Origin of the sequence: Streptomyces sp. NPDC059832 (assembly GCF_042731715.1) — a bacterium.
In the GTDB taxonomy this organism is placed as follows: domain Bacteria; phylum Actinomycetota; class Actinomycetes; order Streptomycetales; family Streptomycetaceae; genus Streptomyces.
Genome location: NZ_JBHWIY010000010.1, coordinates 1 through 22,799 on the forward strand (window position 1 = coordinate 1; position 22,799 = coordinate 22,799).

At 70.9% G+C, this 22,799-nt stretch carries 23 protein-coding genes and 2 pseudogenes; 12 read left to right on the top strand and 13 right to left on the bottom strand.

Annotated features, from left to right (window positions below; all coding sequences use genetic code 11):
* Positions 1-128: 128 nt before the first annotated feature.
* Together ACFV8T_RS19035 and ACFV8T_RS19040 are read right to left on the bottom strand one after the other, a co-directional pair.
* A complete protein-coding gene (locus ACFV8T_RS19035) occupies positions 129-887 on the bottom strand; it encodes an SDR family NAD(P)-dependent oxidoreductase (RefSeq protein ID WP_385328805.1) in 759 nt (252 codons plus the stop codon).
* Positions 888-941: 54 nt separating this feature from the next.
* On the bottom strand, positions 942-1,277 hold the full coding sequence (locus ACFV8T_RS19040) for a YnfA family protein (protein ID WP_266417897.1): 336 nt from the start codon (positions 1,275-1,277) through the stop codon (positions 942-944).
* Between the two features lie 301 nt (positions 1,278-1,578).
* Between ACFV8T_RS19040 and ACFV8T_RS19045 the strand changes: the two genes are divergently transcribed.
* Complete coding sequence (locus tag ACFV8T_RS19045) at positions 1,579-1,977, top strand: hypothetical protein (protein ID WP_385328807.1); 399 nt, start codon at positions 1,579-1,581, stop codon at positions 1,975-1,977.
* A 28-nt stretch (positions 1,978-2,005) separates the two neighbouring features.
* Here the strand turns inward: ACFV8T_RS19045 and ACFV8T_RS19050 are convergent, their stop codons facing one another.
* Positions 2,006-3,472: an FAD-dependent monooxygenase gene (locus ACFV8T_RS19050; protein ID WP_385328809.1), complete on the bottom strand. Its 1,467-nt coding sequence runs from the start codon at positions 3,470-3,472 to the stop codon at positions 2,006-2,008.
* 125 nt (positions 3,473-3,597) lie between these two features.
* Here ACFV8T_RS19050 and ACFV8T_RS19055 point away from each other — a divergent pair, with 125 nt between their 5' ends.
* Both ACFV8T_RS19055 and ACFV8T_RS19060 read left to right on the top strand, forming a co-directional pair.
* Positions 3,598-4,170 (top strand): TetR family transcriptional regulator, encoded by a 573-nt coding sequence (locus ACFV8T_RS19055; protein WP_385328811.1) that lies wholly within the window; start codon positions 3,598-3,600, stop codon positions 4,168-4,170.
* 107 nt (positions 4,171-4,277) lie between these two features.
* A pseudogene (locus tag ACFV8T_RS19060) lies at positions 4,278-4,751 on the top strand (MarR family winged helix-turn-helix transcriptional regulator); the annotation flags it as partial.
* Positions 4,752-4,898: 147 nt separating this feature from the next.
* Here ACFV8T_RS19060 and ACFV8T_RS19065 read toward each other — a convergent pair.
* The 4 genes and pseudogenes from ACFV8T_RS19065 to ACFV8T_RS19080 form a co-directional block, all read right to left on the bottom strand.
* Positions 4,899-5,642: a Mut7-C RNAse domain-containing protein gene (locus ACFV8T_RS19065; protein ID WP_385328813.1), complete on the bottom strand. Its 744-nt coding sequence runs from the start codon at positions 5,640-5,642 to the stop codon at positions 4,899-4,901.
* An 87-nt stretch (positions 5,643-5,729) separates the two neighbouring features.
* A complete protein-coding gene (locus ACFV8T_RS19070) occupies positions 5,730-6,584 on the bottom strand; it encodes an NAD(P)H-binding protein (RefSeq protein WP_385328814.1) in 855 nt (284 codons plus the stop codon).
* Between the two features lie 247 nt (positions 6,585-6,831).
* Positions 6,832-7,356, bottom strand: a pseudogene (locus tag ACFV8T_RS19075) (GNAT family N-acetyltransferase); the annotation flags it as partial.
* 36 nt (positions 7,357-7,392) lie between these two features.
* On the bottom strand, positions 7,393-8,193 hold the full coding sequence (locus ACFV8T_RS19080) for a DUF6597 domain-containing transcriptional factor (protein WP_385328816.1): 801 nt from the start codon (positions 8,191-8,193) through the stop codon (positions 7,393-7,395).
* A gap of 89 nt (positions 8,194-8,282) precedes the next feature.
* Here ACFV8T_RS19080 and ACFV8T_RS19085 point away from each other — a divergent pair, with 89 nt between their 5' ends.
* The gene (locus ACFV8T_RS19085) at positions 8,283-8,855 is read left to right on the top strand and encodes a TIGR03086 family metal-binding protein (protein ID WP_385328818.1); all 573 of its coding nucleotides are present in this window, start codon (positions 8,283-8,285) and stop codon (positions 8,853-8,855) included.
* Positions 8,856-9,241: 386 nt separating this feature from the next.
* On the opposite strand, the gene ACFV8T_RS19090 is transcribed toward ACFV8T_RS19085, so the two are convergent.
* From ACFV8T_RS19090 to ACFV8T_RS19105, 4 genes are all read right to left on the bottom strand, one after another.
* Positions 9,242-10,399 (bottom strand): hypothetical protein, encoded by a 1,158-nt coding sequence (locus tag ACFV8T_RS19090; RefSeq protein WP_385328820.1) that lies wholly within the window; start codon positions 10,397-10,399, stop codon positions 9,242-9,244.
* A 90-nt stretch (positions 10,400-10,489) separates the two neighbouring features.
* Positions 10,490-11,374, bottom strand: coding sequence for a universal stress protein (locus ACFV8T_RS19095; protein ID WP_385328821.1), 885 nt, complete (start codon positions 11,372-11,374; stop codon positions 10,490-10,492).
* 73 nt (positions 11,375-11,447) lie between these two features.
* Positions 11,448-12,449 (bottom strand): Acg family FMN-binding oxidoreductase, encoded by a 1,002-nt coding sequence (locus ACFV8T_RS19100; protein WP_385328823.1) that lies wholly within the window; start codon positions 12,447-12,449, stop codon positions 11,448-11,450.
* Between the two features lie 182 nt (positions 12,450-12,631).
* Positions 12,632-13,285 (bottom strand): TetR/AcrR family transcriptional regulator, encoded by a 654-nt coding sequence (locus tag ACFV8T_RS19105; RefSeq protein ID WP_385328824.1) that lies wholly within the window; start codon positions 13,283-13,285, stop codon positions 12,632-12,634.
* 123 nt (positions 13,286-13,408) lie between these two features.
* Here ACFV8T_RS19105 and ACFV8T_RS19110 point away from each other — a divergent pair, with 123 nt between their 5' ends.
* Positions 13,409-13,966, top strand: a complete 558-nt coding sequence (locus ACFV8T_RS19110; RefSeq protein WP_385328826.1) for an NAD(P)H-dependent oxidoreductase — start codon at positions 13,409-13,411, stop codon at positions 13,964-13,966.
* A gap of 119 nt (positions 13,967-14,085) precedes the next feature.
* Here ACFV8T_RS19110 and ACFV8T_RS19115 read toward each other — a convergent pair whose 3' ends face one another.
* Positions 14,086-14,523, bottom strand: a complete 438-nt coding sequence (locus ACFV8T_RS19115) for a hypothetical protein (protein WP_385328827.1) — start codon at positions 14,521-14,523, stop codon at positions 14,086-14,088.
* Complete coding sequence (locus ACFV8T_RS19120) at positions 14,514-14,687, bottom strand: hypothetical protein (RefSeq protein ID WP_385328829.1); 174 nt, start codon at positions 14,685-14,687, stop codon at positions 14,514-14,516. Before ACFV8T_RS19120 ends, ACFV8T_RS19115 begins: the two co-directional genes overlap by 10 nt.
* Positions 14,688-14,805: 118 nt before the next feature.
* Between ACFV8T_RS19120 and hemL the strand changes: the two genes are divergently transcribed.
* From hemL to ccsB, 7 genes are all read left to right on the top strand, one after another.
* Complete coding sequence (gene hemL / locus ACFV8T_RS19125) at positions 14,806-16,122, top strand: glutamate-1-semialdehyde 2,1-aminomutase (protein ID WP_385328831.1); 1,317 nt, start codon at positions 14,806-14,808, stop codon at positions 16,120-16,122.
* On the top strand, positions 16,119-16,835 hold the full coding sequence (locus ACFV8T_RS19130) for a histidine phosphatase family protein (RefSeq protein WP_385328832.1): 717 nt from the start codon (positions 16,119-16,121) through the stop codon (positions 16,833-16,835). The genes hemL and ACFV8T_RS19130 overlap by 4 nt, the downstream gene beginning before the upstream one ends.
* Before the next feature lie 353 nt (positions 16,836-17,188).
* Positions 17,189-18,439 carry a hypothetical protein gene (locus ACFV8T_RS19135; protein WP_385328834.1) on the top strand — a complete coding sequence of 417 codons (1,251 nt, stop codon included), beginning with the start codon at positions 17,189-17,191 and terminating at the stop codon, positions 18,437-18,439.
* A gap of 67 nt (positions 18,440-18,506) precedes the next feature.
* Positions 18,507-19,118, top strand: coding sequence for a TlpA family protein disulfide reductase (locus ACFV8T_RS19140; protein ID WP_385328836.1), 612 nt, complete (start codon positions 18,507-18,509; stop codon positions 19,116-19,118).
* A 4-nt stretch (positions 19,119-19,122) separates the two neighbouring features.
* Positions 19,123-19,893 carry a cytochrome c biogenesis CcdA family protein gene (locus ACFV8T_RS19145; RefSeq protein ID WP_385328838.1) on the top strand — a complete coding sequence of 257 codons (771 nt, stop codon included), beginning with the start codon at positions 19,123-19,125 and terminating at the stop codon, positions 19,891-19,893.
* Positions 19,894-19,898: 5 nt separating this feature from the next.
* Entirely contained in the window at positions 19,899-21,707 is a 1,809-nt protein-coding gene (locus tag ACFV8T_RS19150; RefSeq protein WP_385328839.1) for a cytochrome c biogenesis protein ResB, read from the top strand.
* A complete protein-coding gene (gene ccsB, locus ACFV8T_RS19155) occupies positions 21,704-22,792 on the top strand; it encodes a c-type cytochrome biogenesis protein CcsB (RefSeq protein WP_385328840.1) in 1,089 nt (362 codons plus the stop codon). Before ACFV8T_RS19150 ends, ccsB begins: the two co-directional genes overlap by 4 nt.
* The last annotated feature ends 7 nt before the right edge of the window (positions 22,793-22,799 follow it).

Here is a 22,799-nt window from a genome sequence, read left to right on the forward strand (position 1 = left end):
CGCTCGACTGGGAAACCCCAGCCGAGCGTCTCGCTAAGCTCCTGGCAACAGCCAGTTGATCACCTGTGTTGCCACGACCCTTGGAATTCGCCGTGGTGTGTCCGGGGCCCTTCCTGTCTTCGCTGGGCTCAGGTGGTGCGGTGGACCTTGGAGTTGGAGGCCTGGGCGCGGGGGCGGACCACCAGGAGGTCGATGTTGACGTGGCTGGGCCGGGTGACGGCCCAGGTGATGGTGTCCGCCACGTCGTCGGCGGTGAGGGGGGCGTCGACGCCCGCGTACACCTTGGCCGCCTTCTCGGTGTCGCCGCGGAAACGGGTGGTCGCGAACTCCTCCGTCCTGACCATGCCGGGGGCGACCTCGATGACGCGGACCGGGGTGCCGACGATCTCCAGGCGGAGGGTCTCGGCCAGGACGTGCTCGCCGTGCTTGGCGGCCACATAGCCGCCGCCGCCCTCGTACGTGGAGAGGCCCGCGGTGGAGGAGAGGATCACGACCGTGCCGTCGCCGCTCCCGGTGAGGGCGGGGAGCAGGGCCTGGGTGACGTTGAGCGTGCCGATGACGTTCGTCTCGTACATCTGGCGCCAGTCGGCGGGGTCGCCGGTGGCGACGGGGTCGGCCCCGAGTGCGCCTCCCGCGTTGTTGACGAGGACGGCGAGGCTACGGAACGCCGTGGCGAACTCGTCCACCGCATCGCGGTCGGTGACGTCCAGCGCGTAGGCCGTTGCCTGGTGGCCCGCCTCGTTGATCTCGGCGGCGAGCGCCTCGATGCGGTCCTTGCGGCGGGCGGTCAGTACGACGCGGTAGCCGGCTGCGGCCAACTGCCGGGCGGTCGCGGCGCCGATGCCGCTGCTCGCTCCGGTGATGACGGCGATCGGGGTGGCGGCCATGGCGGACTCCTCGGACAGCTGATCGGTACGGGGTCAGGATAGGCAGGCGCGGGGTCAGTGGTTGCGGGGGGCGTACATGATCACGGCCATGCCGGCCAGGCAGATCAGCGCGCCGATCACGTCCCAGCGGTCGGGGCGGTAGCCGTCGGCGACCATGCCCCAGATGATCGAGCCGGCGACGAAGACACCGCCGTACGCGGCGAGGATACGGCCGAACTCGCCGTCCGGCTGGAGCGTGGCGACGAAGCCGTAGGCACCCAGCGCGATGACGCCCGCCCCGATCCAGATCCAGCCCCGGTGCTCGCGCACGCCCTGCCAGACCAGCCAGGCGCCCCCGATCTCGAAGAGCGCGGCGACGACGAACAGAGCGACGGAGCGGGTGATGGACATGGAGTCAGCGTTTCACGGGGTGAGGGGCCGAATGAGGGGGAGGGTGCGCCGAACCGGTCGGCAAATGGCGCGCCGAACCGGTCGGCAAATAAGGATAATTCGGGGTGATCTGTATCTTCGGGTCATGGTAGTGACGCATGGATCCGCACGAGCCGTCTCCGCGACAGCTTCGATGGCTGGGCTGGCTTCGACGGCGGTGTTGGCGGCGACCATGGTGCTGGGGGCGGATGCCGCGGTGGCCACGGCGGCCACTCCTTTGGCTCTGTCGAGCCCTTCGCTCCCTTCGGCGCCTGTGCCTTCCGTGGCCATTGCGTTTGAGGCCGATGTGGCGCACCACGGGCATGTCCTGCTGTGGGGCGCGAGGCTCGGGGTCCGGGTGCGGACCGAGAACCACGGTCCGTCGAGCCTGTCGGGCGTGACCGTGCGCGTGCGGACGTCGGTGGCGCTCTCCGGACGGCAGAAACTTCCGCAGAGCTGTCTGCAGGCCGACCGGCGGACCGTGCTGTGCCGGACGGGTGCGCTGCGCGCCGATGGGGCGCAGGAGCGGCGGCTCGCCCTCGAACTGCGGCTTGCGGAGCGGCCGGACGAGGTCGTCGTGCGCGTCGACACGCTGTGGAACGGCGGCGCGACCGACCGGAACCCCGGTAACAACGACCACGAAGTGCTGGCTCCGGCCACCGGGGACGAGTACGTGTTCTGAGCCCCGGCCGGTGATGCGGGCCCCGTGCTCATCGGGCGAGTGCGGCGCGCAGGGCCGCCGGGTCGGCGTGGTCGCTCGCCCAGGCGATGTAGCCGTCGGGGCGGATGAGCAGGGTGGTGGTGCGGTCACCTCGCCAGTGGGCGTGCACCAGTGGGGCCGGTGATGCCGGAGCGGCGGAGCCGTCGGGAGTGACGAGGACGAATGTTCCGTCGCGCAGCAGTTGGTGCAGCCGGCCCTCCCGCAGGCTCAGGTCGGGGGCGCGCTTTGCGGTCAGGGGATGCGCACCGCGCGGGGCCGGGTAGGCGATCGAGATTCCGGAGACCATGCCGATGACCTTGTCGGAGGCGGGCCGGACCATGGACAGCGCCGTGGTGGCGATGGTCCTGACCGTCCGCTGGAGCGGGGTGCGGGCCATGGCGAGACGGATGAGCGCGCCGCTGGAGCGGAGTACCTTCGTGCCGACCGGGTGCCGTTCGGCGTGGTAGCTGTCGAGGAGCGCTTCCGGGTCGGCCGACTGCCCCCGCAGTACGGCGGCGAGCTTCCAGGAGAGATTGGCGGCGTCCTGGAGGCCGGTGTTCATGCCCTGGCCGCCCGCGGGCGAGTGGACGTGGGCGGCGTCCCCGGCGAGGAAGACCCGGCCGGTGCGGTAGGACGGCACCTGGCGCTCGTCGCTGTGGAAGCGGGAGATCCAGCGCGCGTCGTGCATGCCGTAGTCGGTGCCGAGGGCGAGGCGGGTGATCTCGCGCAGCTCGTCGAGGTCGACGGGGTCGGTGGGGTCGCTGTCGGCGGACTGGCGTGCGCTGCTCCACCCCATCACGCGGTACCAGCCGTCGCCGAAGGGGGCGACGAAGGCGAAGGCGTCCCCGTCGCCGCTGACCGTGAGGATGTCGTCCGGCTCCTCGGTGAGCCGGACATCGGCGAGGGCGATCGACCGGATCACGGATCTGCCGGGGAAGGGGAGCCCGAGCGCCTGGCGCACGGGGCTGCGCATCCCGTCGGCGCCCACGAGATAGCGGGCGGCGAGAGTGGTCCGGCTGCCGTCCGGCTCGCGCAGTTCGGCGGTGACGGATTCCGATGCGGCGCTCTGCTGGAGCCCGGTCAGCTCCGTGTCGTACCGGAAGCGGACGCCGGCGGTGCGGGCTCGGCGCTCCAGCAGGCGCTCCACCTCGTACTGCGGGGTGATCAGCACGAAGGGGAAGCGGGTGCGCAGCCGGGAGAGGTCGAGCGAGAGCTTGCCGAAGAAGCGCAGGGAGACGAGGGAGGTGCCCGTCTTGATCAGCTCGTCGGCAAGGCCGCGGCTGTCGAGCAGTTCGAGCGTGCGGGCGTGTACGGCGAAGGCGCGCGTCATGTTGCTCGTCCGGTGCGGGCGGCGCTCCACGAGCGTGACGGAGACGCCCTGGGCGGCGAGATCCCCTGCGAGCAGCAGGCCGGTGGGGCCCGCGCCCACGACGAGGACGTCGACGGTGTCGGGTGCGGTGCTCGGGGTGGTGGTCATGGCTGCCTCCTGGGCCCGTTCATCGGCTGTCACCTTCGTGCCAACAAGTGTTGGTCAACGCTTGTTGGCAACGGTAGACCCGGCGCGGCTGGCATGTCAACGCTTGTTGGCCTACATTTGTTGGCATGACGAAGCCCGCCACCGTGCCCCGCCGCTCGGATGCCACCAAGGCCGCGATTCTCGACGCCGCGCGCGAGCGGTTCGCCGCCGACGGGTACGAGCGCGCCACCATCCGGGCCATCGCCCGTGACGCGAACATCGACCCGTCGATGGTGATGCGCTACTACGGCAACAAGGAGGGGCTGTTCGTCGCCGCCTCCGCGATCGACCTGCGGATGCCCCAGCTGGGGGCGATGCCGGGCAAGCACGTCGGTGCGGTCCTCGTCGCGCATTTCCTGGACCGCTGGGAGAACGACGACGTGCTCACGGCCATGCTCAGGGTCGGTGTCACCAACGAAGCCGGCGCGGAGCGGATGAGAGCCGTCTTCGCCGAGCAGATCGGCGCGGTCACGGCCGGTGTCTGCCCCGTTCCGGCCGAAGCGTCCCACCGCGCGGCGCTCGTCGCCTCGCAGATACTGGGGATGGCGCTCACGCGCTACGTGCTGCGGTTCGGGCCTGCCGTCGAGATGTCGCGCGACGAGGTGATCGCCTGGCTCGCGCCCACCGTCCAGCGCTATCTGACCGCCGAGGCTCCGTAGGCCGACCGGTCGGCCGACCGGCCGGCCGACCGGCCGACTGACTGACTGGCTGGCCGACCGGCTGGCCGGTCCGGGTCCCGGGGTTGTCTGCTTCGTACACTCTCTGCATGTCGCAGAAGTCCCAGCCCCGCCGCAGTGCGCTGATGGCCGAGCTGACCGTCGAGTCACGCCGCTACATGGCCGCGTACGCGCTGTTCAACCAGGCCGTCGCGGACCACTTGCGGCTCCACCCGACTGATCTGCAGTGCCTCAACCTGCTCGGCCTGGAGGCGGCGCCGGTCACCACGGGCCGCATCGCGGAGCTGACCGGGCTGACCACGGGCTCGGCGACCCGGCTGGTGGACCGGCTGGAACGGGGCGGGTACGTGACGCGCGAGCGTGACACCGTTGACCGGCGACGGGTGCTCGTGACGACCGTGCCGGAGCGGATGGCGGAGATCGGCGCGGTGTGGGAGCGGCTGAACGGGGCGTGGTCGGCGATGTTCGAGGCGTACGACGACGACGAGGTGGCCCTGCTCATCACCCACATGCGGCGCACGGTCGAGCTGAGCGCGCTCCAGGTCGAGGCCTTGCGCGAGGGCGTCGGCGCGACGGCGGCGGGTGGCGCGGTGTCCGAGGGGGGCGGGGCGACGGCCGGCCCCGGCGTGGACGGTCCTTCGGCCCCCGGCTCCGGACGGGGCTGACGTCGCTCCCCGGCTCCAGGTCCGAGCCGACGCCGTTCCCCGGATCTACGCGCCGTCCGCGGACGTGGGCGCGAATTCGTGGAGCGCCTTCGTGACGATCGCTTCCAGATGGGAGTGGTGGGCGCCCCGCCAGTAGACGCGGTCGCACTCCGTGCACTGCGCGAAGACGTCGTACGAGCGCCGGGTGCCGTGTTCCAGATGGTCGCTGACCGTGTCCTTGTCGGCGGCCTTCAGCGCGCCGTTGCAGGCGGTGCACCTGGTCCAGGGGGCGAGACGCGGGGTGAACCGTCCCAGCACGTCACGGAGTTGGTCCTCCGGGCGGTCGCTGTAGACGTACGCCCCGGCCCAGATCTCCCGCCGGTGCAGCAGCCCGCGGTCCCGCGAGAGCAGTACGCGCCGCTCGTCCGCCGACCGGGCGGCCAGTGCGGGATCCCCGATGTCCTCGCTCTCGTACGCCGCGTCGACGCCCAGCAGCCGCAGCCGCCGGGCCAGCGTGCCGAGGTGGACGTCGAGCAGGAACCGCAGGGGCGCGCCCGGGACGTGCTGGGGGCGCTCCACGGCCCGCACCTCGACCAGTTCGCCGGCCCCCGGGATGTGCGAGACGGGTACGGGCCGACCGTCCACCAGGATCTGTCCGGCCTCGGTGAGCGGGATACCGAGCGACTCCACGACATGGCCGAGGGTGGAGGAGCCGTCGGTGGTCACGGCCGTGCGTCCCCGGCGGCGTTCATGCGCGACGAAGAGCCGCAGCTCGGGGGCGACTTCGAGATGGATCTCCGGTCCGTTCACCTCGTCAGGATGTCATCGGCCGGGGTGTGTCAGCCAGAGGGTTTCGGTGGTCGGCGTGCGCCGGGTGCGCCGGGTATGCGGGCGGGCTCAGGGGCGGAAGGCGGCGGCGTGTTCCTCGGCCCAGGCGGCGAAGGTGCGGGCCGGGTGGCCGGTCAGCTTCTCGACCTCGCCGGTCACCTCGGCCGGGGAGCCGTCCGAAGCGGCCGCGTACCCGAGCAGCGCGTCGGCGACCGGCTCGGGCAGAAAGGCGGCCATGGACTCCTTCCAGGCCGCCCCGGTCACGGTGTTGACCGTGATGGGGCGCCCGGACGCCGCAGCCAACAGGCCGACCTGCTCGGCGGCGGTGAGCGATTCGGGGCCCGTCAGGTGGTACGCCGCGCCCCGCAGGCGGGGGTCGGTGAGAACGGCGAGGGCGGCCTCGGCGATGTCCGTGCTGTCGATGGGGCTGGAGTGGCTGTTGGGGTAGGGGAGGTCGACGGAGCCGTGGGCCCGTACCGACTGCGCCCACTGGTACGCATTGCTCGCGAAGGCGCCCGGACGGAGCAGCGTCGTGGTGAGGGGCGAGGCCGTGAGTGCCTGCTCCACCGCGTGGTGGGAGGCGGCGATGGGGTTGTCCCGGGCGTCCGGGTCGAGGACCGAGCTGGAGGAGAGCAGCACGATGTGGTCGACCCCGGCGGACTCGGCCGCGGCGAGGAAGGCGTCGACGCCGGACGGGTCGGCGTAGAGGAAGACGGAGTCGACGCCGTCGAGGGCGGCCCCGAAGGTGGCCGGATCGCCGAGATCGCAGGTCACGACCGGTACGCCGGCGGGCAGCGCGGTGGCCGTGGCGGCGAGCTCTCCGGGGGTGCGCGAGGCCGCGCGGACGGTGTGGCCGTCGCGGTGCAGCAGCGAGACGAGCGTGGAGCCGATACGGCCGCGGCATCCGGTGACGAGAGTGTGCATGGTGGAGGAATCCCCTCTGGGCGCATGAGTATGCCTGTGACACACATAAACTGCGTGACGCAGATGAATATCCAGGAGGGAGCCCCGGTCGTCAAACGTTTTCGAACGTCCCGGGCAGGCCCGGGACGCTCCTGGGCGTGAGGGTCGGCTACGGCACGACGGGGGCGGCGGCCGACCGAGGCCAGCGCGCTCCGGCCCCGTCCCCGTCCCCGTCTCCGGCCCCGTCCCCGGCCCCGTTCCCGACCGCGTCCGGGTGCAGGTCCAGCCGCCAGTCGTTCGTCAGCAGCGCCTGGCCGGGCGGGTACTCGAAGTCGCACTCGCCGATCAGGGTGAAGCCCGCCTTGCGGCACACCGCGTTCGACGCGCCGTTCCCGACGGACGGGTAGGCGTGCAGGAAGCGGTGCTTGCGCTCGGCCCGAGCCTGCTCGGCGACGGCCGTCGTCGCGGCCGTCGCGATGCCCAGGCCCTGGTATCCGGGGAGGACGGCCCACCCCGTCTCGTACACCTCCTGGCCCTGCCAGGTCCGCTCCCAGAAACCGATCGTGCCCACGGCGTCGTCCCCGTCCGTCAGGGCGATGCGGAACATCCTGCCCCGGCCCGTGCGGTCCGCGCTCAGCTCCACGTAGCGCTGGTGACGCGCTATGAGCTGCTCCTCCGACTCGGGTCCGCCCAGGTGGTCCATCAGCTCCGGTGCGTTGGCGCGGCGGAGCAGCTCCAGGTCGGCGTCCGACCAGGCCTCGATCCGTACGGGCGATGAAGTGGTGCGTTCCATGCCGGAACTGTAGGACGCGGCACTGACAACCGGCGGTCAGTGCGGCGCGAAGGCCGTCGGGGGTACGCCGACCGTGGCCGTGAAGTCCCTGATCAGATGGGCCTGGTCGCTGTAGCCGAGCTCCACCGCGAGCGCCGCCCAGTCCACCTGCCGGTCCGACTCGGCCCGCTCCAGCGCCTCGTGGATGCGGTAGCGGAGGATGACCCACTTGGGGCCGACGCCGACGTACGTGGCGAAGAGCCGCTGGAGCGAGCGCGACGACACCCCCTCGGCGCGGGCGAGTTCGTCGACGCGGCGCACCGTGCGGTCCGTGCGCACCAGGTCGACCAGGGCCATCGCGCGTTCGGCCTGCGGGTCCGGTTCCGGGCCGAGCGCCAGCAGGTACGTGTCGAGCGCCGCCACCCGCGCGTCCTCGTCCGCCGGGTCGAGGACGTCCGACGGCGGGGCGGGCGGGGCGAACACCTCGTCGGCGGGAAGCCGCCGGCCCGTCCACTCCGCGACGGGCCGGTCCGGCGCGAACGGCCGGAAACCGCCGGGCCGGAACTGCACTCCGCAGACCCGGCCCCGGCCCTCCAGCTTCTGCGTGAAGAGCTCCAGCCCGATGCCCGAGACCTCCACGAAATCGGCCCTGCCCTCGTACCGCTGGAAGACCAGGTTCACGGACGGGTGCGGCACCAGGTGGGAGGCGTACGGCTCGGACAGGTCCCAGTCGATGAGCCAGTAGTGCTCCAGGTACGGCCGCAGCCCGGCGGCGGGTTCACGGCGGCGGAAACGTACCTGGGTGAAGAGCTCGGGGGCGTCCACGATGCCCCGGGTGTCGCGTCGAGGACCGGCCATGGCGGCGATCCTATGGTGCGCGGTCCGCCGGTGCGGACGATGTCGCGTTTCTTCAAGCGCCGGATCACCCCGTCGTGCATCGTCGAAGGATGACGAAGATCAGCGAGTTGCTGGAGACGGCCGTCGGACCGGCCGTGAGCGTGCTGGACGGGATCGACGACAACAGCCTCGAAGCCCCCACCCCCTGCGCGGAGTACGACGTACGGGCTCTGCTCAACCATCTCTTCCAAGTGATCGTCAACTTCCAGGCCCTGGCGGCCAGGGAGGACGTCGAGTTCGGTGCGGCGCCGGACATCGTCACCGGGAACTGGCGGGCCCGCTTCGGTGAGGAGGCGGCCAGGCTGGTGGCGGCCTGGGCCGTGCCCGGCGCGGACGAGGGGACCGCGGGGGCCATGGGACTCCCGGCCAGGACCGTCGGGAACATGGTGCTGGGCGATCTGACCGTCCACGCCTGGGACCTGGCGCGGGCCACCGGTCAGGAGTTCGCCCCGGACACGTCGGTGCTGGACGAGATCGGTCCCGGGCTGGCCGCGATGGCTCCGATGGCCCGGGAGGCGAAGGTGTTCGGCGAGCCCCACCCCGTGCCGGACGGGGCTAGCCCCTTCGAGCAGGTGCTGGCGCTGACCGGCCGCGATCCCGGCTGGCGGCCGCCCGTCGCCTGACCGCGGCGGCCGGCCGGGCCGCCCGGTGGGGACACGGGGACGGCGGCGCCGGGCGCCGTCCCCGCCACCAGCTCTCGCACGCCGCGTAGATGCCGCAGGCGAAGGTCAGCACGGGGATGGGCAGGGTCAGCAGGATGTCGCCCACGGCAGGCCTCCACGCACACGCGGGACGAAGGCAGGTGTCTTCTGCATCGGCACGTTCGACGGATCGGCTGGAGACCACTCTTCGGCCAATGAACGAATGGCCGGATGCGGGTGATTGGCGACCGGCGGCCGGTGACCGGCGGCCGGTGACCGGCGGCCGGTGACCGGTGGATGGGGGCCGGTGGATGGGGGCCGGTCCGGGGCCGACGCCCCGGGGCCCGCCCCGGCCCGTGCCCGCCGGGCTACCGGCTCCACACATGCAGTGCGTCGCCCGCCGCCGACACCGTGTACCAGGTGCCGTCACCGAGGGCCGTGGGCGCGCCGGATATCGGGAACGGGTACGTGATCCGCGCGGTCAGCCGCATCCGGTCCCCGGTCGCGCTCACCAGCCAGTGGCGCTCCTCCCCGTACTCCCCGTCCCTCTCCGACGTACCGGCGACGACGGTCTCCTCGTCGAGGAAGCCGCACTCGTAGTCCCAGAGCGTCTCGTCGGCGTCCTGGTCGTCGGGATCGGCCTCGGGGTGGCGGGGGACGGTGTGCTCGGTGTCCAGTTCGGACAGTACGGAACCGTCGTCGACCCGGTGCACGCCGAGCGTCTCCTCGTAATGAGTCACCGTCAGGAAGCGGTCGCCCGACGGGCTCACGTCCGTCAGGATCCGCTCGTCGTCGCAGAACCGCTCGACGGAGAGGTTCTCGCCGTCCCATCTGCCCCACAGCATCGGCACCCCGTCCTGCCCCTCACCGACGCACAGCCCCATCCGGGCGGGGTCCGGGTGCGGGACGTGATCCGAGCCGACCGCCGCCGTCTCCGCGTCCGCCCGGCCGAGCACCCGTCCGTCGGCGGCGTCGATGACCAGCCACTCGTCCAGCGCCTCCGGATCGGGTCCGGACGCGGCGACAGGGCCGCGGACATGGGCCCACACGAGCGTCCCGTCCGCGGAGAACACGGCCGAGCCGCTGTCCGCGTACCGATGCCGGTGGTCGGTCGCGTACTCCTCGTACGCGGTGTGGAGGGTGCGGCAACTGCCCTCCCAGCAGCCGTGTCCGACCTCCCAGCGCACCGCCCCCGTCGGGTCCACCGCGCGCACCGCGTGCACCCCGGCGAACACCGCGAGCTCACCGTTCGGCGCCACCGTGCTGGTGCCGAAGCGGCGGGGCCAGGGAGCGGGGAAGCGGACCGCCGCCACGCCCGGGGAGTCGGGGTCGACGGCGACCAGCTCGGTGTCACCGCGCTGGACGAGCAGGCGCGGGCCCTCTGCTGATCGCCCGTCACCGGGAGCGGGTCGGGTGTCCGGCCGCCGCGCGGGCCACCGCAGGAGGCGCGGGGCGTCCGCCGCGTCCCGTGCGCGGTCCAGCGGTGCGGCGAGCGTGGTGACAAGGTGTGCGGCGGCATCGGCCATGGGGCGGCCTCCCCCTCGTGCGTGAGTACATCGACTCGAACGTGAGTACATCGGTACGAGGAGAACCGTAAGGCCGTGGACCGACGCGTATCAGCCCTGGTACGTATCCGGGACGACGGCGACCGGGCAGGGCGCGTAATGCAGCACCGCGTGGTCGACCGGGCCCAGTTGGAGTCCGTGCCATCCGCTGCTCCGCCGGGCGCCGACGACCAGCAGTTCCGCGCCCTCGGAGGCTTCGATCAGTACCTGGTGCGCCGGTCCCTGCGTCACCGACCGGTGGACGACGGTTCCGGAATCGTCCCGTTCGGCCAGCGCGCCCAGGACCTCTTCGAGGTGTTCCTCGGCCCGTCGGCGGTGTGCGGAAGCGGGGGAGCCCGGGAGGGGCGTACGGCTCAGGAACTCGTGCGTGGGGCGGCGCCAGGCCCGTACGGCGACCAGTTCGCCATGGCGCGAAGCGGCCTGGGCCAGCGCGAAGACGGCAGCCGCCGACGGGCCGGTGGCGTCGCTGATCCCGACGACCACGCGGCCGGGTTCCGCCGGGGCGAGCGGCGGCGTCGCCGGGATCACCACGACCGGGCAGTGGGACCGGCCGGCGAGCGCGAGTCCGACGGACCCCAGGAGCATTCCGGCGATCCGGCCCCGGCCCCGGGACCCCAGGACGACGAGCGCCGCCTCGTGGCTCTCCCGGACGAGTGCGGCCACCGGGTCCTCGGGCTGCACATCGGCCACCACGCTCACCCCGGGGCTGAGGTCTCGCACGCGGTCACGGGCCGAGGCGACGAGATGCTCGGCGAGGATCTGTTCGGGAGGACGCCCGCTGTCGGCGGTCGGCCGCAGACCCTCGTAGTGCTCCCACAGCGACGCGTGCACGATGCGCAGGGGGAGCCGGGAGCGGGCCGCTTCCGCCGCGGCCCAGTCCAGGGCGCGCAGACTGCCCTCCGACCCGTCCACTCCGACGACTACGGGGAGCCGCATCGCTGCCACCGCCTTCTCTGCTCGGATTCGGCCGGACCCGCGCGTGTGGTTCCGGCGCCTCGCCCCGGCGTTTCTACGGTTCGATCGTCAGCACCCGGTCCAAGGGACGGCGCGGCGTGCGCGGCCCGGTGGGCCCGTATCCCAGGCGGATGATCATCTGGGGGTTCCCCGAGCCATGGACCGGGTCGCGCAGCACCCAGCGCAGGTCCGGCCATTCGAGGGGCTGGGTCGCGAACGAGGTGGACACCGCGTCCAGCGTCGCGGTGAGCAGGACGCGCTCCAGCGCCTGACCGGCGCGCAGCCAGTCCGCCGGGCGGTCGCCCTCGGTGCTCAACAGGGCCAGCTGCGGCTGGTGCTCGAACAGGACGCGGGCCCGGCCGGCGAGGGCGGCGGTACCGGCGAAGTCGCGATTGGTCGCTCTCTCGGCGGCGTCGAGGGGGCCGAAGGCGTAGTCGGGGATTCCGTCGACCGGCGCGTCGGTCTTCGCGTACCGGGCCCAGTGCTCCCGCTCGGCCTCCCGCGCCGGGTCTCCGCGGTTGTATCCCTCGGCGTCCCGGATCAGATCGAGCACGGTCTCCAGGTGGGGCTCGGTCAGGAACACGAGGTCCGCGCCCTCGGCACGGGCCGCGCGGACGAGGCGGGCGCGGACGTCGTCGGGGATCGTCTGCTCGTCGAACGGGTAGCGGCTGGTGTGCCGGTCCGCGATAGCGGGATGGAGAGCGCGGAGCGCTTCGTCGGTCTGCTCGCGGGGGGCCTCGGGGTGGTCGTCCAGGCGTACGGAGGCCAGGAGGACCGGATCCGACGGCTCGGGCAGCAAGGTGGTGGCCGCGTCCAGGCCGTGGTGGGCGGCGGACACCCGCAGGTTCAGCAGGGCCGCGCCGCAGCCCACGTGAAGGGCGCGCGTGGAGGGGTCGGCCTCCGGCATCCGGCGCTCGAAGTCGGCGAGGAGGGCGAGGGTGCGGCTGCGGTGCCCGTAGCGGAAGAGCCAGGGCTGGGCGTTGTGCATGGACGGTGCGGCGGTGGCGTCGGCGACGAGGTCGGTCACCACCGCGTCGGTGAGCGTCTGGGTGGACATCGGACCCCCGGGGGTCGGGAACTGTCGATGTCTCTCCAGCATGTATCAAGTGCCGCCACGGTGATATGGGGCTTTCGTCCCGAAGTCCATGTTTCCCGTGATTCTTCGGGGTCCCGCCGAGGGATCCCGCCGGGGGCCGCGGAGGGGGTCATGGAGGGGGATCGCGGAAGGGAGCGGGATGGCTACGCGGTCGCCCCGAGCCGGGTGACCAGGTGGTGCCAGGCCTCCTCCAGGCGCTCCAGCGGCATACCGCGCTCGACGGTGAGGTGGTGGACGAGGGCGGTGTCGATGGCGCCGAGCAGGGTGTGTGCCAGCAGTTCCGGATCGCCGGGCACGCCCGCCTGCCGCAGCAGCATCGCGATGTGGTTGATGCGCAGATGGAGCGCCGGGACGGCGTAGTTGCGCAGCGGGTCGGTCCGGCTGGCCAGGATCAGCGGGTGGTGGTCGCGTTCGTGGCGCAGGACGGCGGGCCCGAAGGCGTGCAGCCGCTCCGCCGGGGAGGCGTCGGGGCCCAGCGGTGGTGGACCGGAGAGGAAGGCGGCCTGGAGCTGCTTCTCCCGGTGGTCCAGGAGTGCGAGCAGGAGCCCGGCCCGGTCGCCGAAGCGCCGGAAGACGGTCCCCTTGCCCACGCCCGCGGCGGCGGCCACCGACTCCATGGTCAGGTCGGCCGCTCCGCACCCGGCCAGGAGCCGGGAAGCGGCGTCCAGCAGGAGCGTGCGGTTGCGCGCTGCGTCCGCCCGCAGTTGCGGGGGCTCATCCGTCGGGGCGAGCGGGAGATTCGTCCGCGCTCCTCCTGGTTCGGGCAGCCTCGGCGGAGGGGTAACGGGGCCGGTCATGGTGACAGCGTAGCGTCCGGGAAGAATAAGTGGACCGTGGTCCGTTTAGGTGGTACAACTTTAAACGGACCACGGTCCGCTTGATTGGACGCAACTGCCTCTCCGCCTCCCGGGAGTTCCCCTATGTCTGTACGCATCCTCGCGCTCGTCGGCAGCCTTCGCGCCGGCTCGCACAACCGCCAGCTCGCCGAGGCCGCCGCCAAGCACGCCCCTGCGGGCGCCGAGATCGAGCTGTTCGAGGGCCTGGCCGATGTGCCCTTCTACAACGAGGACACCGACGTCGAGGGAAGCGTCCCGGCGGCTGCCGCCCGGCTCCGCGAGGTGGCGGCCGGGGCCGACGCCTTCCTGCTGTTCTCGCCCGAGTACAACGGCACCATGCCGGCCGTCCTGAAGAACGCCATCGACTGGCTGTCCCGCCCGTACGGTGCCGGCGCCATCTCCGGCAAGCCGGTCGCCGTGGTCGGCACCGCCTTCGGTCAGTACGGCGGCGTCTGGGCGCAGGACGACGCCCGCAAGTCCGTCGGGGTCGCGGGTGGCGTGGTCCTGGAGGACGCCAAGCTGTCCATCCCCGGCTCCGTGACGCGCTTCGCCGACACCCACCCCGCCGACGACGCCGAGGTCGTCACCGCGCTCACCGAGGTCATCGCCAAGGTGAGCTCGGCCGCTTCGGTGGCTGCCTGACCTCTACGTATGCGGTGGCGGCGCGGGCGAGGACGCCCGGCCGCCGCCGTCGTCATGCCCCGGGCGTCCTGGGACGCCCGGGGAGGCCCCGCCGCAGCACCGTGCTGAACGGGCCCCGGTCAGGGCCACACCAGGCAGTACGCCTGGTGCCCCGCGTCGTGCAGCCGGTGCGAGAAGTCCTGCCACTCGTGCAGGAGTTGGTAGACGTTGAACGCGTCGCGCGGGCCGCCGCGGTCGGGGACCGTGGACCAGATGAACGCCGCGGCGCCCACCGACTCCTCGCCGACGCCGCGCAGCGGGTCGACGACCGTCATCGGAAGCTTGACCACCGCGTAATCGGGGTGCAGCACGACCAGTTCGAGCGGGGGGACCGCGTGCAGGGGTATGCCCTGTATTCCGGTGAGGACCATCGCCGCCACCGTCTCCGGCTTGATCTTGGTGAACATGCCGCCCATGCCCAGCTCGTCGCCGCCGAGCTCCTCGGGGCGCATCGAGATGGGCACGCGTGCCGCGGTGGCCCCGTCGGGGGCACCGAAGTACTTGTAGGTCACCCCCACCCGGCCACCACTCCTGCTTCCGGCTTCGCCACCCTGCGGACCACCGGCCCGTATGCCTTGCTCGCGCTCCGCCTCACGCCGGTGCCGACCCCGCCGGGCAGGCTCGGGCCCCAGGTCGTCGGTCCCTTCGCCCACTCCGCCACCGCGATGCATATCTCATCCACCCGACTACTACTTAGGAGACACAGCCCCCGCCGCGCAACCCGATCATCGTGTCAGTGACCTCCCCCACGGGCGTGCGGTGAAACACCTGTCCGCAAGACCGTCCGTGGCTCTGACACCATGGCTTGTGTGAGCTTTCCCTATGACGCCCCAGTTTCGCAGACGCTTTTCGACCGCGCGTCCCTCGTGACGCCCGGCGGCGTGAACTCTCCCGTCCGTGCCTTCCGAGCCGTGGGCGGTACGCCCCGCTTCATGGTGTCCGGCAACGGTCCGTACCTCACCGACGCCGACGGCCGTGAGTATGTCGACCTCGTGTGCTCGTGGGGGCCGATGATCCTCGGCCACTCCCACCCGGAGGTCATCGCCGCAGTCCAGGAGGCTGTCGCCCGCGGCACCTCGTTCGGTACGCCCGGCGAGGGCGAGGTCGCGCTCGCCGAGGAGATCGTGGCCCGGATCGAGCCCGTGGAGCAGGTGCGGCTGGTGTCGTCCGGCACCGAGGCGACCATGTCCGCGATCCGTCTCGCCCGCGGGTTCACCGGCCGGGCCAAGGTGGTGAAGTTCGCCGGCTGCTACCACGGCCACGTCGACGCGCTGCTCGCCGCCGCCGGTTCCGGGGTCGCGACCTTCGGTCTTCCGGACACCCCCGGGGTCACCGGCGCGCAGGCCGGCGACACGATTGTGCTGCCGTACAACGACCTGGACGCGGTCCGCGAGGCGTTCGCCGCGCACCCCGGCGAGGTCGCCTGTGTGATCACCGAGGCGTCGCCGGGCAACATGGGCGTCGTGCCGCCGCTGGACGGTTTCAACGCCGGGCTCAAGGAGCTCTGCGCCGCCAACGGTGCGCTCTACATCTCCGACGAGGTCATGACCGGGTTCCGTACCTCGAAGGCCGGCTGGTTCGGCGTCGACGGGGTGCGGCCCGATCTGATGACCTTCGGCAAGGTCATGGGCGGCGGCTTCCCGGCCGCGGCCTTCGGCGGGCGCGCGGACGTGATGGCGCACCTCGCCCCGGCCGGCCCCGTCTACCAGGCGGGCACCCTCTCCGGGAACCCGATCGCCACCGCCGCCGGCCTCGCCCAGCTGCGGCTGCTCGACGACGCGGCGTACGCCAAGGTGGACGCGGTCTCCGCGGAGATCCGCGGCCTGGTCGGCGAGGCGCTGGCCAAGGAGGGCGTGGCGCACACGGTGCAGGCGGCGAGCAACATGTTCTCCGTCTTCTTCACCGACCGCCCGGTGCGGAACTACGAGGACGCCAAGCAGCAGGAAGCTTTCCGCTTCACCGCCTTCTTCCACTCGCTGCTGTCGCAGGGGGTCTACCTGCCGCCGTCGGCCTTCGAGTCCTGGTTCGTCTCCACGGCCCACGACACGCAGGCCGTCGAGCGCATCGCCGCCGCCCTGCCCGCCGCCGCCCGCGCCGCTTCGGAGGCCACCGCATGAGCGAGAACGGAAGCCGCACGGACGACGGAAGCCGCGCGGGCAAGGACATCACCGTCGTCCATCTGATGCGGCACGGAGAGGTGCACAACCCGGAGGGCGTGCTCTACGGGCGCCGCCCCGGCTACCACCTCTCCGAGCTCGGCCGGCAGATGGCCGACCGGGTCGCCGAGCACCTCGCGGGCCGCGACATCACCCATGTCGTCGCCTCCCCGCTGGAGCGCGCCCAGGAGACGGCCACGCCGATCGCCAAGACGCACGGCCTGGACCTGGCCACCGACGAGCGGCTCATCGAGGCGGCCAACGTCTTCGAGGGCAAGACCTTCGGCGTCGGCGACGGCGCGCTGCGCAAGCCGGACAACTGGAAGCACCTGACGAACCCGTTCCGGCCGTCGTGGGGCGAGCCGTACATCGAGCAGGTCGTACGGATGGTCGGGGCGCTGGACGCCGCTCGGGACGCGGCGCGCGGTCACGAGGCGGTCTGCGTCAGCCACCAGCTGCCGATCTGGATCGTGCGGAGCTTCGTGGAGCGGCGGCGGCTGTGGCACGACCCGCGCAAGCGGCAGTGCACGCTGGCGTCGCTGACCAGCTTCACGTACCAGGGCGACAAGATCGTGTCGGTCGGGTACACGGAGCCGGCGCGGGACCTGGTGCCGGCGCATCTGCGGGCCGGTGCGAAGCCGGTGAAGGGGAAGTCGAAGGCGTTCGGCGCGTAGTCGGCCCGGGGGCCGGCGGGGCGGGGGTGCCCACGAGGCCGGTTCGCCGGGGTCGCCGGTCGTCGAGTGCTGGTTTGTTGTCGTCTGGGGTTTTTGTCCTCAATCGCCGGACGGGCTTGATTTTTTCGCCCGTCCGGCGATTTTTCGTCTGCCCGGCGATTGCCGTCCTCGGTGGTGGTTGAAGCGCTGTTCCCACCCCACGTCACCTGCTAGGTCATACGTTCGGTCATGGCTGGGGTCTGGTCGCGCAAAGAATCATGTGCTAAATCGCGGAACCCCCGTGTTGATTCCTTCATCTAAGCCTTCGCCAGTTTGTATGGACTTGAGGCAAAACGACCGCAGATGGGGTATTCATGCGCGACATCAGCCGAAGGGGTCTGCTCGGAGCCGGGCTTGGAGCCGCCGCCGCCGTCGGGGTGGCGGGCTGCGGTGCCTTCGGCTCGTCCGATTCGGGCCGGTCGGGGACCACGGGGGAGAAGGGGTCCGACGGACGCACTCGCGGGACCGGGTCCGAGGAGAAGGACGTCAGGAAGATCGGGGACGGTTCCACCGCGGACACCGGGAAGCAGCCGCACCAGCCCGCCAAGCCGGTCCCGCTCGAACCCGGGCAGACGCCACCGCAGTTCGTGATCTTCTCCTGGGACGGGGCGGGCGAGGTCGGCAACGGACTCTTCCCGCGCTTTCTGGAACTCGCCAAGGATCATGACGCGGCGATGACCTTCTTCCTGTCCGGGCTCTATCTGCTGCCCGAGTCGAAGAAGTCCATGTACCGGCCGCCCAACAACCCGATCGGCGCTTCCGACATCGGTTATCTCACCGACGGTCACATAAAGGAGACGCTGAAGAACGTCCGTCAGGCATGGCTCGACGGGCATGAGATCGGGACCCACTTCAACGGGCATTTCTGCAGCGGTTCCGGATCGGTCGCGAACTGGTCGTCCGCGCAGTGGCGGAGTGAAATCGATCAGGCGGTCTCCTTCGTCACCGAATGGCGCACGAACACCGGCTGGACCGACCTCGATCCGCTGCCTTTCGACTACCGCAAGGAACTGATCGGCGGTCGCGCCCCCTGTCTGCTCGGCCAGGAGAATCTGCTGCCCACGGCGAGCAAGCTCGGCTGGCGCTACGACGCCAGCTCACCCGGTGGTACCCAGGTCTGGCCCAAGAAGCGGGAGGGTGTCTGGGACCTGCCCCTCCAGGCGATGCCGTTCCCGGGGCACTCCTTCGAAGTCCTCTCGATGGACTACAACATCCTCGCCAACCAGTCGCTGAATTCGACCAAGGGCATGCCCTCGCGTTATCCCGGGTGGCGTGAGCAGGCCACCAAGTCGTACCTCGCCGGTTTCAACCGCGCGTACTCGACGAATCGCGCGCCTTTCTACATCGGAAACCACTTCGAGGAGTGGAACGGCGGTATCTACATGGACGCCGTCGAGGCGGTGATCAAGAAAATCGCGGGGAAGCCGGATGTGCGCCTCGTCTCCTTCCGGCAGTTCGTCGACTGGCTCGACGTACAGACCCCGGCCGTGCTCGACAAGCTCCGTACGCTGGAGGTCGGGCAGTCCCCCGAAGGCGGCTGGAACACCTTCTTTAAACAGGCCTGACAACGGGCTTTACGGGCACCGAGGGGGGTGCCCGAGATCGTCGAAACCGCCATGCGAAACTTTTCACATGAGCTATGGCCGCGCACCCCGACGCCGCTTCACCCTGCTCGCCGCCCCCGCAGCGGCCGCCGCCCTCGCCCTCACGCTGACCGCGTGCGGCGGGGACGGCAACAAGGCCGGAGGCGGTGGCAATACGAACTTCGTCACGGGCAGTGGCGGCGTCTCCACCGTGGAGAAGGGCGACCGCAAGGCCGCCCCGAAGCTGGACGGCGAGACCCTCGACGGCAAGCAGCTCGACGTCGCCGACTACAAGGGCAAGGTCGTCGTACTGAACATGTGGGGCTCGTGGTGCGGGCCCTGCCGCCTTGAGGCCCAGTACTTCTCGCGGGTGGCGAAGGAGACGAAGGACAAGGACGTCCAGTTCGTCGGGATCAACACGCGGGACGCCAAGAAGGGCCCCGCGCTGAGCTTCGAGAAGGACTACGGGGTCCCCTACCCGAGCCTCTTCGACCCGACCGGCAAGCTCATGCTCCGCTTCCCCAAGGGCACGCTGCGTCCGCAGTCCATTCCGTCGACCGTGGTGCTGGACCGGGACGGGAAGATCGCCGCCCGTTCCCTGGCCGCGCTCGACTCCGACAAGCTGCACAAGATGATCGACCCGCTGATCGCGGAGAAGTGATTCCGTGCTAACCCTTGCCGCTGCCGCGATCACGGGCGAGAACCCGACCGTCGTGAACGGCGCGCTGATCGTCGCCCTGCCCGTCGCCGTACTCGCCGGGCTCGTCTCGTTCTTCTCGCCGTGCGTCCTGCCGCTCGTCCCCGGCTACCTCAGTTACGTCACCGGGGTCAGCGGCACGGACCTGGCGCAGGCCCGGCGGGGGCGGATGGTCGCGGGCGCCTCGCTCTTCGTGCTCGGCTTCACCGCCGTGTTCGTCTCCGGCGGCGCCCTCTTCGGATTCTTCGGCCAGACCCTCCAGGAGCACAGCGGGATCCTTACCAAGGTGCTCGGCGTGCTGATGATCCTGATGGGGATCTTCTTCATGGGCCTGATGCCCTGGATGACGCAGCGTGAGTTCCGTATCCACAAGAGGCCGGTGACCGGACTGGCGGGCGCACCGCTGCTGGGCGCCCTCTTCGGGATCGGCTGGACCCCGTGCCTCGGCCCGACGCTCAGCTCGGTGAGCATCCTCGCGATGGACCAGGGCACCGCCGGCCGCGGGGCGATACTGACCATCGCGTACTGCCTCGGCCTCGGCCTGCCCTTCGTGCTCGCCGCGGTCGCCTTCCGCAAGGCGCTCGGCGCGTTCGGCTGGGTCAAGCGCCACTACGCATGGGTCATGCGCATCGGCGGCGTCATGATGATCGCGACCGGTCTTCTCCTGCTGACCGGTGCGTGGGGCACGATGATGCAGCAACTGCAGGGCTGGTCCGACGGCTTCACGGTGGGGATCTGAGTTCCATGAGCAACACCAAGTCCAATCCCCCCGCCCCGGAGCGCGAGCGCCGGGACGAGCGGAAGGCCCGGGACGAGCGGGACCGGGAGAACGCCCGCGAACTGGGCGCGGCCGGCTCCCAGCTCTCCACCGCCCCGCGCGAGGAGAGCGCGGCCGGTCTGCCGGCCATGGGCGTCATCGGGTGGGCCCGCTGGTTCTGGCGGCAGCTCACCTCGATGCGGGTCGCGCTGATCCTGCTCTTCCTGCTGTCGCTCGGTGCCATCCCCGGCTCGCTGATCCCGCAGAACAGCGTGGACGAGCTGAAGGTGGAGACCTTCAAGAAGGCCCACACCACCGTCTCGCCGGTCTACGAGAAGCTCCAGTTCTTCGACGTCTACAGCTCGGTGTGGTTCTCCGCGATCTACATCCTGCTGTTCATCTCGCTCATCGGCTGCATCGTGCCGCGCACCGGCCAGTTCATCAGCCAGCTGCGCAGCCGCCCGCCGGGCGCCCCCAAGCGCCTGACCAGGCTGCCCGCGTACACCACCTGGCGCACCGAGGCCGAGCCCGAGCAGGTCCGCGAGGCCGCGCTCGCGATGATGCGGAAGCGGCGCTACCGCGCGCACACCGTGGGGGACGCGGTCGCGGCGGAGAAGGGCTATCTCCGCGAGGCCGGGAACCTGGTCTTCCATATCGCCCTGATCGTGATGCTGGTGGCGTTCGCCTTCGGGCAGCTCTTCAAGTCCGAGGGCGGCAAGCTGATCGTCGAGGGCGACGGCTTCTCCAACACGCTCACCCAGTACGACGACTTCAAGTCCGGTTCGCTCTTCGACGCCGACTCGCTCGCCCCGTTCAGTTTCAAGCTCGACAAGTTCATCGGCACGTACGAGCGCCGCGGCCCCCAGATCGGTACGCCCAGGACCTACGAGGCCCATGTGACGTACGAGAAGGGCGCGTACGGCAAGCCGCAGAAGACCGTCATCAGGGTCAACGAGCCCCTCGTCGTCGACGGCACCAAGGTCTATCTCAACGCGCACGGCTACGCGCCGGTCGTCTCGGTCAAGGACGGCAAGGGCAAGGAGGTCTACCGCAACGCGGTGCCGCTGCTGCCCATCGACAACAACGTCACCTCGACCGGTGCGATCAAGGTCTTCGACGGCTACCGCGACAAGAACGGCAAGAAGACCCAGCTGGGCTTCCAGGCGTTCTTCGTGCCGACCTTCGCGGGCAACGGCAAGGGCACGATGTTCTCGCAGTTCCCGGCCGCCGACATGCCCGTACTGGCCCTCAACGGCTACCACGGCTACCTCGGTCCCGACTCCGGGCTGGCGCAGAACGTGTACCAGCTGGACAAGACCAAGATGAAGGAGTTCAAGGACGCCGACGGCAAGCAGCTCAAGCAGCGCCTGCTGGTCGGCGAGACGATGAAGCTGCCCGACGGCGCGGGCTCCATCACCTTCGAGGGCATCCAGGAGTGGGCCAGCTTCCAGATCTCGGAGCAGCCGGCCAGCGGCTGGGCGCTCACCGGAGCCGTCGCCGCGATTGCCGGACTCGCGGGCTCGCTGTTCATCCAGCGGCGCCGGGTCTGGGTACGGGCGGTCCCCGGTGCGGACGGCGTCACGGTCGTCGAGATGGCGGGTCTCGGCCGCAGCGAGTCCGCGAAGCTGCCCGAGGAGCTGGCCGATCTCGCGGTCACGCTCATCGCCTCGGCGCCCACAGCGCCCGAGCCCGAAACCGCGCCCGGCACCGATACCGAGCCCGGTTCATCCCCCGAACCGGATTCCGACTCCGTCGAAGAATCCTCCGAAGAACCTGCCGAAGGGGCTGAGAAGTGAATCTCGCCGCCGCAACCAACGAGAACCTGGCGCACACCAGCAATGTGCTGATCTATTCGTCTATGGCCGTCTACACCCTGGCCTTCTTCGCGCACATCGCGGAATGGGTGTTCGGCAGCCGCAGCAAGGTCGGCCGCACCGCCGCCGCGCTGACCGGGACCGAGGGCGCGGTCGCCGCCGGCTCGGTGAAGGTGCAGGTCGCGCAGCAGGGCGGCGGCACCGCCGTACTGGACCGCCCGAAGATCATCACGCGCGCGGCGGCCGGTTCCCGCGACGTACCGGACGGGCCCGGCGCGGCCGGCGGCACGTTCAAGGGCGACCTCTACGGGCGCATGGCGGTCTCCATGACCGTGCTCGCCTTCCTCGTGGAGGCCGGTGGAGTCGTCACCCGGGCACTGTCCGTGCAGCGTGCCCCCTGGGGCAACATGTACGAGTTCTCCATCACCTTCTCCACGGTGGCGGTCGGCGCGTACCTGATCCTCCTCGCGCTGAAGAAGAACGTCCGCTGGATGGGGCTGCTCCTGGTCACCACCGTCCTGCTGGACCTCGGCATCGCGACCACGGTGCTCTACACCTCCAGCGACCAGCTGGTGCCCGCGCTGCACTCGTACTGGCTGTGGATCCACGTCTCCACCGCCATCATCTGCGGCGCCGTCTTCTACATCGGCGCGAGCGCCACCCTGCTCTACCTCTTCCGCGACAGCTACGAGAGCAAGCTCGCCAACGGCGTGCAGCCCGGTTCGTTCGCCCAGTCCGTGCTCTCCCGGCTGCCCTCCGCCTCCTCGCTCGACAAGTTCTCGTACCGCATCAACGCCGCCGTCTTCCCGCTGTGGACGTTCACGATCATCGCGGGCGCCATCTGGGCGGGCGACGCATGGGGCCGCTACTGGGGCTGGGACCCCAAGGAGGTCTGGTCCTTCATCACCTGGGTCGCGTACGCCTGCTACCTGCACGCACGCGCCACCGCGGGCTGGAAGGGCCGCAAGGCCGCCTACCTGGCGCTGATCGCCTTCGGCTGCTGGCTCTTCAACTACTACGGCGTGAACATCTTCGTCACCGGCAAGCACTCCTACGCCGGGGTCTGAGAACGTC

What these genes read in the sequence shown, in the direction of transcription:
- ACFV8T_RS19035 (WP_385328805.1), bottom strand. Translation starts at nt 887, where the DNA reads ATGGCCGCCACCCCGATCGCCGTCATCACCGGAGCGAGCAGCGGCATC.
- ACFV8T_RS19040 (WP_266417897.1), bottom strand. Translation starts at nt 1,277, where the DNA reads ATGTCCATCACCCGCTCCGTCGCTCTGTTCGTCGTCGCCGCGCTCTTC.
- ACFV8T_RS19050 (WP_385328809.1), bottom strand. Translation starts at nt 3,472, where the DNA reads ATGACCACCACCCCGAGCACCGCACCCGACACCGTCGACGTCCTCGTC.
- ACFV8T_RS19055 (WP_385328811.1), top strand. Translation starts at nt 3,598, where the DNA reads ATGACGAAGCCCGCCACCGTGCCCCGCCGCTCGGATGCCACCAAGGCC.
- ACFV8T_RS19070 (WP_385328814.1), bottom strand. Translation starts at nt 6,584, where the DNA reads ATGCACACTCTCGTCACCGGATGCCGCGGCCGTATCGGCTCCACGCTC.
- ACFV8T_RS19080 (WP_385328816.1), bottom strand. Translation starts at nt 8,193, where the DNA reads ATGGCCGGTCCTCGACGCGACACCCGGGGCATCGTGGACGCCCCCGAG.
- ACFV8T_RS19085 (WP_385328818.1), top strand. Translation starts at nt 8,283, where the DNA reads ATGACGAAGATCAGCGAGTTGCTGGAGACGGCCGTCGGACCGGCCGTG.
- ACFV8T_RS19090 (WP_385328820.1), bottom strand. Translation starts at nt 10,399, where the DNA reads ATGGCCGATGCCGCCGCACACCTTGTCACCACGCTCGCCGCACCGCTG.
- ACFV8T_RS19095 (WP_385328821.1), bottom strand. Translation starts at nt 11,374, where the DNA reads ATGCGGCTCCCCGTAGTCGTCGGAGTGGACGGGTCGGAGGGCAGTCTG.
- ACFV8T_RS19100 (WP_385328823.1), bottom strand. Translation starts at nt 12,449, where the DNA reads ATGTCCACCCAGACGCTCACCGACGCGGTGGTGACCGACCTCGTCGCC.
- ACFV8T_RS19105 (WP_385328824.1), bottom strand. Translation starts at nt 13,285, where the DNA reads ATGACCGGCCCCGTTACCCCTCCGCCGAGGCTGCCCGAACCAGGAGGA.
- ACFV8T_RS19110 (WP_385328826.1), top strand. Translation starts at nt 13,409, where the DNA reads ATGTCTGTACGCATCCTCGCGCTCGTCGGCAGCCTTCGCGCCGGCTCG.
- hemL (WP_385328831.1), top strand. Translation starts at nt 14,806, where the DNA reads ATGGCTTGTGTGAGCTTTCCCTATGACGCCCCAGTTTCGCAGACGCTT.
- ACFV8T_RS19130 (WP_385328832.1), top strand. Translation starts at nt 16,119, where the DNA reads ATGAGCGAGAACGGAAGCCGCACGGACGACGGAAGCCGCGCGGGCAAG.
- ACFV8T_RS19135 (WP_385328834.1), top strand. Translation starts at nt 17,189, where the DNA reads ATGCGCGACATCAGCCGAAGGGGTCTGCTCGGAGCCGGGCTTGGAGCC.
- ACFV8T_RS19140 (WP_385328836.1), top strand. Translation starts at nt 18,507, where the DNA reads ATGAGCTATGGCCGCGCACCCCGACGCCGCTTCACCCTGCTCGCCGCC.
- ACFV8T_RS19150 (WP_385328839.1), top strand. Translation starts at nt 19,899, where the DNA reads ATGAGCAACACCAAGTCCAATCCCCCCGCCCCGGAGCGCGAGCGCCGG.